Raw genomic sequence first — 15,765 nt, forward strand, 5'->3', positions numbered from 1 at the left:
TATATTTACAACATGAATTCCAACACAATCTCTAACGGTATTTTAAAAGCAGTCGGTATTATTTGCGGCGTTGCGCTTTTATTATACTTTTTATACCAAATACAATCTGTTATAGGTTACGTTGCTATTGCAGCAGTTATATCTTTAATAGGAAGACCAATTGTTTTATTTTTAGAACGCAAACTAAAATTCAAAAATACAATTGCTGTAGTTGTTACAATTGTAATTCTATTAGGCGTCTTTGCTGGATTAGTAGGCTTATTCATTCCCTTGATAATTAAACAAGGACAGAATCTATCACTTTTAAATATTGAAGAATTACAAGGGAATATTGAAAACTTGTATGCTGAAATCGTCACATATTTCGATTTACATCAAATAGATGTTGAGCAATCTTTAAAAGAATCTAATTTATTATCTAAAGTAGATTTTTCACTTATACCCGATTTCTTAAACTCTGTAGTTAGTGGATTAGGTAGTTTTAGTATTGGTTTATTTTCGGTGTTATTCATTTCTTTTTTCTTTTTAAAAGACAGTAAACTATTCGAAAATGGTATTCTAACTTTTATTCCAGACCAAAAAGAATCTAATTGGAAAACATCTTCTACAAAAATAAAAGACTTGTTATCGCGCTATTTTGTGGGCTTAATTTTTCAAATACTAATACTATTCATCATATATACCATAGGACTTTTAATTATTGGCGTTGAAAACCCAATTGTAATTGCTTTTCTGTGTGCGCTATTAAATTTAATCCCTTATGTTGGTCCTTTAATTGGTGCTGGATTAATGTTGATATTAACCATGACAAGTAATCTAGGCGAGAGTTTTAGTGACGTTATTTTACCAAAAACGCTTTGGGTGTTACTAGTTTTTGTTATCGGCCAATTGGTTGATAATTTTGGAAGTCAGCCTATTATTTTCTCAAAAAGCGTAAAGTCTCATCCGCTGGAAATATTCTTAGTAATATTAATTACAGGAATTTTATTTGGTGTGATAGGTCTAATAATTGCTGTGCCAGCTTACACAGCAATTAAGGTAATTTCTAAAGCCTTTTTATCCGAAAACAAGATTGTTAAAAAGCTGACTAAAGACTTATAGTTTTCATTTGAATAATTATATTTTAAATACTGAAATACAAGAATTTATAAATAATAATTTAAATTCAGATATTAATTCTATTATTCTGAAAGGAACTTCTTTTTCTAATGTTAAAACTTCTGAAATAATTGAACAGATTGAAGCTAAAAACAGGTGTAAAAAAAATTACCGACTTGGTTTCATTCTGAAAATATTTACTATCCAAATAAGCTAAATATTGAACAAACTTCTTCGGAGATTACAGCAAAATACAAAGCTGAACTAATTAGTGGAAAACGCATTATCGACCTTACTGGCGGTTTTGGAGTAGACTGTTTTTACTTTTCAAAACGATTTGATTCTGTAATTCATACTGAAATAAATGATACACTTTCTGAAATAGTAAATCATAATTTTAATCAACTCCAAATTTCTAATATTAAAACCGTAACTACTGATGGTATTGAGCATTTAAAAGGAAGGGGAGGCCTATGATTGGATTTATGTTGATCCTTCCAGACGCCATGACACTAAAGGTAAAGTGTTTTTTCTAAAAGATTGCTTACCCAATGTTCCCGAAAATATAGGTGTATTATTCAAGTACTCCAAAAATGTGATGCTAAAAACATCGCCTTTATTGGATATTTCCTCAGGTATTAATGAATTAAAAAACGTTAAAGCCATTCATGTAGTTGCCGTAAACAATGAAGTTAAAGAATTATTATGGATTCTAGAAAACGGTTGTAATGATTCCATTTCTATTAAAACAGTTAATTTAAAATCTACTGAAAATGAAAATTTCAACTTCTATTTAAATGATGAAAAAGATACTTTAGTCAATTATAGCGTACCACTCACCTATTTATACGAACCAAATGCTGCAATATTAAAATCTGGAGCTTTTAATACAATTTCAAAACAATTAAATGTTTCCAAACTACACCAACATTCGCATTTATATACTTCGGAAACGTTAGTAGATTTCCCTGGAAGAACTTTCAAAATTGTAAATACCATTAATTATAATAAAAAGGAAATCAATAGATTAAGAATTAAAAAAGCTAATATAACAACTAGAAATTTCCCAGAATCTGTTCAAAACATTCGTAAGAAATTCAAAATTAAAGATGGTGGAGACATCTATCTCTTTTTTACCACAGGTGTAAACCATCAAAAAATAGTGTTGATCACTAACAAAATCATAAAACCATGACGGTTAAAGAACTCACAGGACAATATTCTGTTATTGGAAGTAATCAAGATGAACTGTCAAATACATACAAGGGCACACTTCATTTAACTTTGGATGAAAATAATAGAATAAACGCAAAGTGGTTAATTAATAATACTCAAAATCAATTTGGCTCTGGTTTTTTTAAAGACAATATTTTAGTTATCAACTTTAATTACAAAGATGAAAACACAACGTTTAAAGGCGTTGTAGTTTACAAATGTATTTCTAAAGATATTCTAGAAGGTTTTTGGTCAGAAAAACATGGAAACCCCAAATATCTTGGAGAAGAACGTTGCTTTAGAAATGACAAATTAAAAGAGATTATCAACTAATTACTTCTTCTTATACTGAAATTCCTTTTCAAAATTACCTTTTAAGTAAGCATCGGTCTTTGGTAATGCAAAAGTATATTCGTAAATATAATCTACTTCAACTTTTAAATCGGTAGCTTCAAACTCCATAACATGTCCCGCAAATTGTTTGTCATCAGATACAAAGTGCAAATGATAAGCTGCTACATTAATATTACCAATGTATTCAGGGCAGAAAAAACCAACCATGGTTCCAGAAAAGTTCTCACGTTCAAAAACAGGACGATTAGGAATTAAAACATCCAATCCTGTTTCAAATGGCGACTCTTGTTTGTGCAATCCTCCACATTTCATTGTCTTGAAGTTACCATGAATTTTAAAAGCGTAAAAAATATTTTTGGTAGGCATATGCTGGTTAATGCTATCTCGAAGTGTCTTGTAATTTGGGATATTTTTTAACCCAAAAGTATCTTCAGCATCAAAAAAAGTAGTGTTTGCGTAAGCTATTTTTATGTTATCATCTGGTGTTTGCACCTTACCATCTTCCGTTGCTTGATATAAAACCCCATCTAACATAATCAACTCACCGTCCAAAGCATTATAAGATCCTAAACCAATATCGCCTTTAGTTTTTAGAGTTTTAGCTGTTATATCTCCTTCAAAAACTCTGTTTACAAAAGCATACCAAATGGAATAATGGTAAAATCCATCAGATTTAATTTCAGATTGTTTGTTTTGGTCTTTTAGCTTTTCAGAAGAAATATCAGTATGAGTTTCTGTTTCTTTAGTTTTACAGGAAAAAACTAATACCGCTGCAACGATTAGTATGTTGATTTTTTTCATTTTAAAGTTAATCTCTAGTTAATTTTAGACATCAATATAAATAGAAAATACTAATTAATTTAATATGTGAACATTTGTTGTTAATTACTAAACATGTGATTGTCAAAAAAACAAAAATATCCATTTAATTTGTTTAGATTAGTAATACCCTAGACTCTAACACATAGTTTGTGTATAATTCTGAAAGGTTAAAAATGATAAGACTTACCATAATTTTACTCTTAATATTAATTCAAAGTTGCAATTCTTCTGCTAAACTTTCTAAAGAAGTTAAAACTCAAGAAAAAACAAAAAAACCAAATATCATTTTACTCTACGCTGATGATATTAGCGCTCGGGAGTTACCCATTTACGGTTCTACTGTATGGAGTTTACCAAAAGGCGGTGGTTTGGAAGGTGGAGATACTTCAGATGATAAATATAGAGCAAAAACTCCTGTTTTAAATAAATTAGCAGAAGAAGGATGCTACATTAAAACTGCTTGGGCTGCTACCGTTTGTGGACCTAGCAGAGCTATGATGATGACAGGCAGGTATGCACATTTACATAAGTGGTGGCATAATAAAGATAAGGGTAAAGCCCCAAACGGAAAGAGTACTTGGGATTTATACGATAGCTCCCCGCATACAATTGCCCATATTGCTAAAGCAGGTGGATATGCCACATATTGGGCAGGTAAAACTCAAATGAATATTAGTGGATTTAATTTTGATGAAGGTTGTTTTACACCCGGAGAAGGCTCATATAACAAAGCTATCCACACTACTGATTTTAGACTGGAATCAAGAAAAATGAATGGCAAAAAGAAAATATATAATGCAGATACAAACAAAGCATTAACACAGAAAAGCTATGTGCAATCTGGCTGGTATTGGAAACCTCATGTACAATTGTTAAATCATCCAAACGCAAAAAATAATTTAGAATGGTGGCCTAATACTGAGGAATCAAAAAAGGAATTTGGCTTAAATACTTTTGGTCCAGACGTAGAATTGAATTTTGTTTTTGAATTCATGGAAAGAAAACAAAAAAACGATGAACCCTTTTTTATATATCACACCAGTCATCTAGGGCATGATGCTTTTGATTTTTTACATCCTGAATCTGGAAACAAGTGGCCAGGGACTCCAAAGATTAATTGGAATGGTTCAAAATACTCAAAAGTAAAACCAAACATAACAGGAGACAACGGTGTTTACAATACAAATAAAACCATTACAGAAGATGGTATTCATTATCATGTTAATTATTTGGATTACCAAGTTTGGCAATACATGAACAAATTAAAAGAACTCGGTATTGAAAATAACTCCATTTTTATTTTTTGTGCAGACAATGGTACTAGTGGTTATGGAAAATCTAGTCCTGTATCACAAAAAGGAACTCATATACCCTTAATCATTTATGCACCAGGAATGAATATGACAAAAAAAGGATTGCAAGATGTATTGGTAAATATGTCTGATATGCTTCCTACAATAGCAGATATAGCTGATGTGAAAATTCCAGATAGTTATGAAGTGAATGGAGAAAGTTTAATTCCGTTTTTAAAAACAAAGAAGGAAACGCACAGATCTTGGATATATGCTTATCACAAAGACACCCAAATTGTAAGGGGTAATATGGTTTTAAAAGATGGAAATAATGTTTGGTATGATGTTAGCAAAACACCTTCGGACTTAATAAGTTTTCCTAAAATAAAAGATTGGAGTTTGGTTTCTGAGGCACACAGAAAAGAAAGAGACGAGCTAAAAAGAACAATTATAAAGTATGATTTACATACTAAAGAACACGATGCGCCCAAAACAATAATAAGCAAAGTAGCTCCCCTAGAAAAATACTAATATTATATACATAAGAATATGAAAAATAAACCAATATTTTTTTAGTGCTATTAGTTTTTTTCGGGTGTAAATTTATAGTCGCTCAAAACTCAAAACAACCAAATATTTTATTTATACTAACGGATGATCAAAGGTACGATTCGGTAAAAACCTTTAATAAAGAAATTGATGGTCAAGAAATGAGTAAGTTGGGGTATATAGAATCTCCCGAAGTTGATAAACTTGCAGAACAAGGTACTACGTTTATAAACACCTATTGCCAAGCAACGGGTTGTGCTCCATCACGGGCGGTAATGCATCAAGGGCGTTACACCTTCAGGTCTGGTATTTATGAATTTGAGTGGCATAACAATAAAGCGGAACACATGAAACCTTCTCTTCCAGAACAGTTAGTTCCATTAGGATATCAAACCTTTCATGTTGGTAAATTAGGTTATAGACTTAAAGGATTAGATGATAAGGGAAATTCAAAAAAACATAATGTATATCAAATTGATATGGATTTTAGAAGTTTAGGATTTGAGGGATTAGCAGATCACACCTATGGAAGCATCAAGGAAATAGACGGAAAATTATTGGACAAACCAGTAAACAGGGCTGAATTATTTATTAATGCAGAAGGAGATTTTGAATACGTGTGTGACGAATTAATAAAGCAAGATGAAAAGTATAGAGTTGTAGCGGAAAAAGTTACAAAAAAGTATGACCTAATACGACATTACAAAAAAGGTGAAAAAGAATCTATATCAAAAGGCATGATTATTTCTGGAGTAAGTCCGCAACCAGCAGGAAAAACTCGGGATGGTTATTACGCACATTTTCTTAATGAATACTTAGTTAATGAAAACAAGCTGTTTAATGCTGGAAAGTTAAAATTTAAAGGGGTTGATCCATCAAAACCTCTGTTTGCTCATATAGGTTTCGATTTTCCACATACTCCTGTTTTACCTCCAGCCGATTATCGCGAGCGTTTCCAAAAGCATACCTACAAAATTCCTAAAGTAACAGAAAAGGAATTAGAAGCAATCGCCACACAGATGAAAAAGTTGCTTAAAAACAAGTATACAGATCATATGTCTAAAGAAGAATTACAGAAAATGATTCAGGATTACTATGCATTCTGTGCTTATGGAGATAGACTTGTTGGTAAAGCAGCAAAAGACTTTGTGGCTTATAGCGAAAAACATAATCAGCCTTGGATGATTATTTATGTTTGTGGCGATCATGGATGGAAATTAAATGAGCATGGTGCTACTTCAAAATTTACACCTTGGGAATGGGATAGCCATAACCCTATGATTGTTGTTTCTTCAGATAAAGAAAAATTTCCAGCTGGAAAAGTAGTTAGAAAATTTACAGAGTTCGTAGATATTGCTCCTACGGCTTTAAGTGCTGCAGGAGCTGATATAAAATCAAAAAAATACAACTATTTAGATGGTTTAGACTTAGCAAAAATAGTAACTAAAGAAGCACCAGTAAGAGATTATATTATTGGTGAAACACATGCTGTTATTGGTCCAAGAGCTTATATTAGAACCAAAGATTATGTGCTTTCAATAAAAACAAGACCTACTAGAAAAGAAGGCGAAAATTTGCTTTGGGCATTATCGGCCTCTTGGGAAGATCTAGATCCTGCATTATATGATACAAAGAAAGACCCTAAAGAAATCAATAATATTGCTTTCGATAAAACATACAAAACGATAGCAAAAAAGATGAAAGATAAATTATTAAACATTGTTTTGGGCGACAACCGTGTTGAAATTAATTGGGAAAGACAAGGTACTGGAACCAAAATATTTCGCAGCAATTTTGCTCCTGGAGCGCATGATTATAAATTAAAATTATAATTAATTTAATGTTTAAATGAAATACGTCTTCAAAATATCCTTAATTGTACTTTTAGTTCAATTTAGTTACGCTCAAAAAAAGACAAATATTAAATATTTAGAAGAATAACTGATGTATATCAAAAAACTTTTTATTTGGCTTGCAATTGTTTTTTTTAGCGTTAGTTGTAACGGTAAAAAAATAGAAACAAAGCAACCAAATGTTATACTAGTTTTAACTGATGACCAAGGTATTGGCGATTTAGGTTGCCATGGTAACCCTTGGTTAAAAACACCAAATATTGATTCATTTTACAACGAATCTGTTCGATTTACAGACTATCATGTTAGTCCTGTTTGCACACCTACACGAGGAGCTATAATCACAGGGAGATATCCAATTAATAATGGTGCTTGGGCAACATATAAAGGTAGAGATGCATTAACTGAAGGCACAAATTCAATCGCAAAATTATTTCAACAAAATGGTTACAAAACAGGTATGTTTGGAAAATGGCATTTAGGAGATAATTATCCTGTGCGTCCTACAGATTGTGGTTTTGATGTAGCTACTCACCATCTTGCTGGAGGAGTTGGTGAATTGTCAGACTATTGGGGAAATAATTATTTTAATGATACGTATTACGTCAACAATGAACCTAAACCTTTTAAAGGATACTGTACTGATGTGTGGTTTAAAGAAGCCATAAAATTTATGGATAATGCTAAAGATGGCAAGAAACCTTTTTTCATTTATCTACCTACAAATGCTCCTCACAGCCCACATTATATAGACGACAAATATGTTGAACCTTATAAAGCATTAGAAAACAAAGCATACCCAAATGCTAAATTCTTTGGTATGATTGCTAATATTGATGAAAACTTCGGGAAGCTTGAAAATTACCTAAAACAAAATAAAATTGCTAATAATACTATTCTAATTTTCATGACAGACAATGGAGCAACAGGTGGCATTAGTCGAGATGAAACCATGGGATACAATATGGGACTTAGAGGAAGAAAAACTCAAAGAGTTGAAGGCGGACATCGTGTACCTTTTTTCATCCGTTGGAAAGACGGAAATATTCAAGGCGGATGGGATATTAATGAGACAACTACCCATGTAGACATATTACCTACATTGGCAAGTTTATGCAATATTTCTATTCCAAAAGACACTAAATTAGATGGTTTAGACTTAACACCTCTTCTACATAAGAAAAAAGATAAGCTAGAGGAGAGAACAATATTTGTACACAACCGTCAAGATTGGAAAAAACCTTTAGATGTTGATAACACTTGTATTGTAAAAGATAATTGGAGACTAATAAACGGTAAACAACTTTTTGATATTGAAAAAGACCGTAAACAAAGAAACAATGTTGCCAATCAATACCCAAAGATAGTAGAACAAATGCTTCAGGATAATGAAACATTCTTAAAAGAAACTAAATTAAACAAAGAATATAACGAGTTTCCTACTTCAATTATTGGAAACAAATCTCAAAACGAAATAAAACTTACTATCCAGCACGCTATAGGTGATGATAAACCTATATGGAAAAGTGAACAGGTTGCAGAGGGCTTAAAAAATAAAAATGACACGCATGCACTAAAAATTGAAAAAAAGGAATGTATAGAATATCTTGTAGAAGATGGCCAAAAGAATGTCAGGGACCAATTTTAGGAATTCCAAACAAAAATCCAAAAAACTGGTTTACTTATAAAACTATTACTCCTAAAAAAGTTCAAATCAATATTGCAAATCAAATTCTTGAAAAAAACATCAATAAAGATGATATAGAAATTATTTTTGATGTTAAACTTGAAAAAGGAAAAACATTTTTAACCACAGATTTTATCGAAGGAGATGAAACTTATGGTGTATATTACACCTATATCAAATATTTACAAACAAACGACTAGACACACTAATGAGACTACTATTTATTGCATTGCTAAACATTTTGCTTTTGTCATCATGTACGCAAAATCAAACTAAAAATACTGGATTAGAACGCGAAACAGATTTCAATTTCGATTGGAAATTTACTTTAGTAGAAGATAAAGAATTACCAACTACTATTCCTCTAGATGATAACTCATGGAGAGATATTCGCTTGCCACATGATTGGAGTGTAGAACAATCTTTTAGCGAAGAATGGGAAGGTGCAACTGGTTATTTACCTGGTGGCGTAGGTATTTATCAAAAGCATTTTAAAACACCTGCTTCTCCTACTGAAAAAAGTACGTTTATCAATTTCGATGGGGTTTACAATAACGCTACGTTTTGGCTAAACGGTACTAAGTTAGGGTTTAACCCTTATGGCTATTCCCCTATCAATTACGATTTAACCGATTTATTAAAAACCGATGGGTCGGACAATATTTTAGCAGTGCATGTAGACCGTTCGAGATATGCCGACTGCCGATGGTACACGGGTAGTGGAATTTATAGAAATGTAAAACTGGTGGTTTTGGACAAGTTGCATATTCCTATTTGGGGTACTTTTATCAGCACACCTCAAATTGATGACAATTCTGCAAAAGTTCAAATTAAAATTGATGTTGAAAACCAATATGCGGATGCTGCTTTTTTCAATTTAGAAACTAAAATTTTAGACCCTTCGGGTGGTATGATTGCTCAAAGTTCCAATGCGCTTTCATTGAATTCAAAAACAAAAGAAACATTCACTCAAAATTTAGAAGTGAGCAATCCTCAACTTTGGGATATAACATCTCCAAATTTATACAAAGCAGTAACTACAGTTTTAAAGAATGGAGTAACAGTTGATGAATACACCACTAGATTTGGTATTCGTAGCCTAGAGTTTAGTAAAGATTTCGGATTTAAACTAAACGGAAAACTTACAAATATTAAAGGTGTTTGTCTTCATCATGCGGCAGGCCTAGTTGGTTCAGCAGTTCCAAAAGGGGTTTGGAAAAGACGTTTAGAAGCATTGAAAGCCTGTGGCGTTAATGCCATTCGTACAGCACACAACCCTTATTCAAAAGAGTTTTTAGAACTCTGTGACGAAATGGGTATTCTTATTCAAGACGAATTTTTTGACGAATGGGACTATGCTAAAGACAAAAGAACAAACTATCACGACCGTAGCTTCGACTATATCACGCGTGGTTATGTGGAGCATTTCCAAGAATGGGCAAAAACAGACTTAACCCGCACCATGTTGCGTGACAGAAATCACCCCTCTGTCTTTCAATGGAGTATAGGTAATGAAATTGAGTGGACTTATTTACACTATAGATATGATACTGGCTTTTGGAAAGATCCTAATGATCCTCAGAAATCAGGAAAATATTGGGGCAGCGGCCCTATTTTAACACCCGAAGAGATTAAAGCTAACTATGACGCGGCTGAAAAAGGCGAGTATATTTTGGCCGAAACAGCTCATAAACTAGCCAAATGGACCAGAGAATTAGACCCGACTAGAGTGGTTACTGCCAATATGGTAGTACCTCAAACAAGTATGGTTAGTGGATATGCAGATGCAGTAGATATTTCGGGATTTAGCTACAGAAACCTTGATATTCCTTGGGCTATTAAGCATTGGCCTAATAGACATATTACCATTAACGAAAACCCAGGCACATGGGACGATTGGAAACAAGTTGAAGACCATCCAGGGGTTTTTAGCATTTTTATGTGGACCGGCATTGATTACATGGGCGAACGTCATGGCGATTGGCCTAACAAAAGTGGTTGGGGAGATTTATTGGATTTAGCAGGATTTAAATACCAAGGTTGGAACTACTTCAAAAGTATTTGGGTAGATGAACCCCATATTTCTATAGGAACGCTACCTGTCTCTAAATCAGGGTTCAAGCAAACTAGTATTTCTGGGCAACAATTACCAGAAAATAGTAATGCTTTTAAATGGAGAGATTCTAATATGCATTGGAATTACAAAGACGGAGAACCTGTTGTTGTTGAAGTTTGCACAAACTATACTGCTGTGGAATTATTTCTTAATGGACGTTCTTTAGGAAGCAGAGAAATGAGCCCAGATAAATTATTCAGATGGACAATTCCTTATGAAGCTGGAACACTTACTGCTAAAGCAAGTTTAGATGGTAAAGAAATAGTGACAGAACTAAACACCACATCAAAACCAGTAGCTATAAAATTTACAGCAGACAAAAAAGTGTTGGAAGCAGATGGTTATGATATAGCACATTTGGAAGTACAACTTATAGATAAAAACGGACATGACGTTAAAACCGAAAATGCTGATATTGAGTTTATTATTGAAGGAAACTCTCGCTGGTTAGGTGTTGATAATGGAGCAAGAAGTAATATTCAGGATTTTAAATCTAAAAAAATTACAACTGCTAAAGGTAGAAGTTTGGCAATTATTCAATCTACTAGAAAACAAGGAACAGTAAAAATCAATGCTAAAGTAAAAGGTTTTGAAACTCAAACAGTAACTATAACTATTCAATAAACAAACTATGAAAAAATCGCTATTTATATTAAGCATTTTAAGCTTGCTACTTTCTTGTAATCAAGAAGTATCTGAAGAACAAGAACCAATTCTAGAGCATGGTACCTTTCCTCAAAAACTACCAAATGAAAAACCAAATTTTAAATTAAGCGCGGCTTTAAATCGTTTATATGATAATTATAGTGCTCCAAAACCACAGGATAACGAACTCTTTTCGCAGTTTAAATATACAGACATTAAGGGCTTTGATTATAATAATCATGATGGCACAATATCTCGCAGAGACCCTTCAAAAGTATTGTTTCATGATGGTAAATATTACGTTTGGTATACGTATAGAAATACACCAACTCCTCCACAAGGTGCAGCAAAGTCTAGCGATATTATCCCTTCAGCAGATTGGGATTTAGCCGAAATCTGGTACGCTACAAGTACTGACGGTTTCAATTGGGAAGAACAAGGGGTTGCTATTAAAAGACCTAAAAAACCAATTGTAGGTTGGAGAGCTGTTACTACAACAGATATACTACAATGGAAAGGTAAATACTATTTATACTATCAAGGTTTTATGGAGGCCAGCGGTAAACGTGGAGACGATTGTCCAGTAGCTGTTTCATATGCAGATTCACCAGATGGTCCTTGGACGCCTTATAATAAAATTGTAATTCCAAATGGTGGCGAAGGCGCTTGGGATCAATATTCTATTCACGACCCTTACCCTTTAGTTCATAACGGAAAAATATATTTATATTATAAATCAGATTTTGGTAAAAAAGGTGATTGGATTAGAATGCAAGGTTTAGCAACTGCCGATAATCCCTTAGGGCCTTTCACAAAACACCCATTAAATCCAATAATTTCTTCAGGTCATGAAACGTCACTTTTCCCTTTTGAAGACGGTATTGCTGCTTTAGTTTACAAAGATGGAAATGAACACAATACAGTACAATTTGCTAAAGATGGTGTAAACTTCGAAATCGCTTCTATAACAGAAATGATGCCTTACGCCGCTGCTCCTTTTGTTCCAGATGCTTTTACAGACACCAAAGATGGACGTGGCATTACTTGGGGAATGGCACATTTTATTAATCTTGGCGGAAAAGATAAATTTCATTCTATTCTTACGCGCTTTGATTGTGATTTAAGTAAAGATTTACACGACCCTGAAATGAAAGAACCAAGAATTAATTACAAACCTGAAGATTATTTTAAACGTAGTTTGAGTGAAAAACAAAAAAAGCGTATTGCTGAAGAAAATAACAAACTTTCAGAATAAAAAAATGAATCCAAAAAAAAGATTGTTTATCACTATTGCTTTAACTTCAGTATTAAGCTTAATAAGCTTTTCTGAAATTGTTGCACAGAATGAAGTACATGTATACTCTACCGAAATTCCTTGGGAGGAAACTATAGTAACTCAAGACCCTAGCAAAATTTATTCTATAACCGAAGCGATAAATCAAGCATCAAGTGGAGACATTATTATAGTCCATGAAGGAATTTACAGGGAACGCATTTTAATAACCAAAAACAACCTTACTCTTAAAAACTTTAATGATGAATATGTATTGGTAACTGGAGCAGATTTAGTAACAGGAACTTGGACAGATGCAACTGGTATGGCAGCAGGAGTAAAAGTTACTGATATCTCTGGTTTAAATATTGAAACAGATTATAGCCAATTGTTTTCAAATGGAAAAATTCGAAATTTAGGCAGACACCCAAACAGAACTATAGATCAAATGATGGAAGTAATTTCTCATAATAATGAAGGTGGATATGCGCCTTTAATTAATGGGACAAAACCTTCTGGAGCAAATGCAACGGGACAAATTACTTTCGATGACACTACTATACCTAATGTAGATTTAACAGGAGGTGTTATTAGAGCTATGACTGGTAAAATGAGAAGGTATGTATATGGTAATATAGTTTCAAATTCAGGAAACACAGTATCTTTTAAAGCCATTAATAACAATACAGATTGGAAATCTGATGGCGCTATAGCATCAACAAGATTTAAATTTAGTTGGGGTTTTGTGCTTCATAAAAACTTGGTAGATACTCCTGGTGAGTGGTTTATCGATAACAATAAGTTGTATTATTACCCAAAAGCAAGTGAAAACATAAATAAAAATCGTTTAGAACTTCAAACCCGAGAAAGAGTACTTGTTTTAAATAATAGGAGTAATATATCTATTTCGGGAATAAACTTTGTTGCAGGTAATGTAGATGCGCAATCCACAAATAATGTTACAATAGATAATAGTACTTTTAGATATTTATATCCTTTTTGGACACCTACTGGATATGGACAAAATGATACTGACAATAAAGGTATTTACCTAAGTAACAGTTCAAATAACACATTCAAAAACACTTATATAGGACATAGTTGGGGGAATATGGTAGCTCTGCGCTCTGGTCAAAATAACACTTTTGAAAATTGTATTATAGAAGATTTTGGGTGGATTGGTGTTTTTACTTCAGGTATACATATCAACAAATCTGATAATACAAGTATTAGTAAATGTACTTTTGGTGAAGCTGGCAGATTTCAAATTAGAATTGATGGAGGCGACGCTAAAGTGGATATTTTAGATTCAGATTTTTATGGATCTATGAAAATGGGTGAAGATGCAGGTCCATTGGAAGCAACAAGCACAGGGCGAATTGGGTCTTTGGACTTAAAAGGCGCCACAATTGCCTATAATAAAGTTCATGATGTTACCGGTTTACCTGTGTCTGATGGAGGTTACAACAAACAAAAAATTGTAGCTTTCTATATGGAGGATACAGAAAATTATACAGCTCACCATAACCTTATCTATAATTTTAAAGCAGATAATTATACAGGATCTATTGAAATAGAACGCGTTGGTGAATTTTTATATTTAGGGCCTCGTTACAACAGAATGCAAGAACCTGTAAATTATTATAATAATACTATTTGGAACTATGATGAGTTTTGTAGCATTTGGAATATAGAAATTGATAACTGGCAACAACTTGGAATTCCAGAAGAAGATGCTTCTGGAAGTATGGAAGATGGACATTTTGCAAATAATGTTTTTATGAATGGATCTAATTATAGGCTTAGTTATGTTCGTCAAAAACTAAGTGCAACAGGGGCAAATCAAGGTTGGGTTAACTTAAATCCAAGCCCAAGTTTAAATACTACAGATTTTAATGCTTATACAGCTCATTGTTCTAATTATGGTTATCAATTTAATCCTGAGAACAACGTATTGTTAGATTTCGCAAGCCAAGGTAGTAACTTTGCAGATGCCACCAATGGAGACTTCACTTTACTTAACGCTTCTGCTGCAAAAAATGCTGGTGTCGAATTAACAGGTATTACAAATGGAGCAACACCAGATTGTGGTGCATTAGAAGGAAGTGATAGAGTTTTAAACGCTGGCTCTACATTAGTAACACCAGAATTTTTAGAAACCCGGATTTTACTATCCAAAATACAGTTTACTATAGCTGTTAATTCTGAAACCTGCCCAGACAAAAACAATGGCATTCTAACTATTACAGCTAGTGAGCAGGGAGATTATGAAGTGACTTTTGAAGGGAAAGTATATGACTTTACTAATGAAAAAACATTTGAAAATATAGATCCTAATGATTATGAAATTTGTATTAATATAAAAGGAGACACTCAAAATCAATGCTATATTGTTAAAGTAGAAGCTGCTGAAGAAATAACACTAAAATCAAACTTAAACAATAAACAACTAGAGGTGAATGTTACAAAAGGAACAGCACCTTATAAAATATTTGTTAATGATGCTGAAGTGCTTAACACACATGTCTTCTAAATTTTCTCTTGAAGTTAATCATGGAGATACAGTAAAAATAAAAACAGATAAAGAATGTGAAGGAGAGTTAATACAATCCATTGATTTTTACTCTAACATCCAACCCTTTCCAAACCCTACATCGGGTAATTTTAAAATCACGTTGCCAATAACTGAGGGTAGAATTCCAATAGAAATTTATGATATCAGAGGACAACTAATATCTTCTAAGGTTTACACTATCAATTCAAGAGAAGTAGTACTAAATTTAAATGGTAAAACTTCAGGAATGTACTTTGTAAAATTAGTATTAGAGCAACCAGTAAACTTTAAAATTGTTAAAAAATAA

Annotated in this window: 12 protein-coding genes; 11 read left to right on the forward strand and 1 reads right to left on the reverse strand. The window is 32.8% G+C overall.

The genetic code is table 11. From position 1 onward, the window contains the following. Window positions 1–12: 12 nt before the first annotated feature. From AC0L5U_RS05615 to AC0L5U_RS05625, 3 genes are all read left to right on the forward strand, one after another. Window positions 13–1,101: an AI-2E family transporter gene (locus tag AC0L5U_RS05615; RefSeq protein ID WP_473415131.1), complete on the forward strand. Its 1,089-nt coding sequence runs from the start codon at window positions 13–15 to the stop codon at window positions 1,099–1,101. A gap of 595 nt (window positions 1,102–1,696) precedes the next feature. After that, window positions 1,697–2,293 (forward strand): THUMP-like domain-containing protein, encoded by a 597-nt coding sequence (locus AC0L5U_RS05620; protein WP_473416176.1) that lies wholly within the window; start codon window positions 1,697–1,699, stop codon window positions 2,291–2,293. Beyond that, on the forward strand, window positions 2,290–2,646 hold the full coding sequence (locus AC0L5U_RS05625; protein WP_473415133.1) for a hypothetical protein: 357 nt from the start codon (window positions 2,290–2,292) through the stop codon (window positions 2,644–2,646). The genes AC0L5U_RS05620 and AC0L5U_RS05625 overlap by 4 nt, the downstream gene beginning before the upstream one ends. Here the strand turns inward: AC0L5U_RS05625 and budA are convergent, their stop codons facing one another. Further along, entirely contained in the window at window positions 2,647–3,468 is an 822-nt protein-coding gene (budA, locus tag AC0L5U_RS05630) for an acetolactate decarboxylase (protein WP_473415135.1), read from the reverse strand. A gap of 194 nt (window positions 3,469–3,662) precedes the next feature. On the opposite strand from budA, the gene AC0L5U_RS05635 reads away from it, so the two are divergent. From AC0L5U_RS05635 to AC0L5U_RS05670, 8 genes are all read left to right on the forward strand, one after another. Beyond that, complete coding sequence (locus AC0L5U_RS05635) at window positions 3,663–5,312, forward strand: sulfatase-like hydrolase/transferase (protein WP_473415137.1); 1,650 nt, start codon at window positions 3,663–3,665, stop codon at window positions 5,310–5,312. A gap of 44 nt (window positions 5,313–5,356) precedes the next feature. Then, a complete protein-coding gene (locus AC0L5U_RS05640) occupies window positions 5,357–7,162 on the forward strand; it encodes a sulfatase-like hydrolase/transferase (RefSeq protein ID WP_473415138.1) in 1,806 nt (601 codons plus the stop codon). 112 nt (window positions 7,163–7,274) lie between these two features. Beyond that, window positions 7,275–8,831 carry an arylsulfatase gene (locus AC0L5U_RS05645; RefSeq protein ID WP_473415140.1) on the forward strand — a complete coding sequence of 519 codons (1,557 nt, stop codon included), beginning with the start codon at window positions 7,275–7,277 and terminating at the stop codon, window positions 8,829–8,831. Next, window positions 8,777–9,070: a hypothetical protein gene (locus AC0L5U_RS05650; protein WP_473415142.1), complete on the forward strand. Its 294-nt coding sequence runs from the start codon at window positions 8,777–8,779 to the stop codon at window positions 9,068–9,070. Before AC0L5U_RS05645 ends, AC0L5U_RS05650 begins: the two co-directional genes overlap by 55 nt. Before the next feature lie 47 nt (window positions 9,071–9,117). Continuing rightward, window positions 9,118–11,610, forward strand: a complete 2,493-nt coding sequence (locus tag AC0L5U_RS05655; RefSeq protein ID WP_473415144.1) for a glycoside hydrolase family 2 TIM barrel-domain containing protein — start codon at window positions 9,118–9,120, stop codon at window positions 11,608–11,610. A gap of 7 nt (window positions 11,611–11,617) precedes the next feature. Further along, a complete protein-coding gene (locus AC0L5U_RS05660) occupies window positions 11,618–12,886 on the forward strand; it encodes a glycoside hydrolase family 117 protein (RefSeq protein ID WP_473415147.1) in 1,269 nt (422 codons plus the stop codon). Window positions 12,887–12,890: 4 nt separating this feature from the next. Next, window positions 12,891–15,437, forward strand: coding sequence for a right-handed parallel beta-helix repeat-containing protein (locus tag AC0L5U_RS05665; protein WP_473415149.1), 2,547 nt, complete (start codon window positions 12,891–12,893; stop codon window positions 15,435–15,437). Continuing rightward, window positions 15,403–15,765 (forward strand): T9SS type A sorting domain-containing protein, encoded by a 363-nt coding sequence (locus tag AC0L5U_RS05670; RefSeq protein ID WP_473415152.1) that lies wholly within the window; start codon window positions 15,403–15,405, stop codon window positions 15,763–15,765. The genes AC0L5U_RS05665 and AC0L5U_RS05670 overlap by 35 nt, the downstream gene beginning before the upstream one ends.

It is taken from the genome of Jejuia sp. G7-7 (assembly GCF_055808955.1).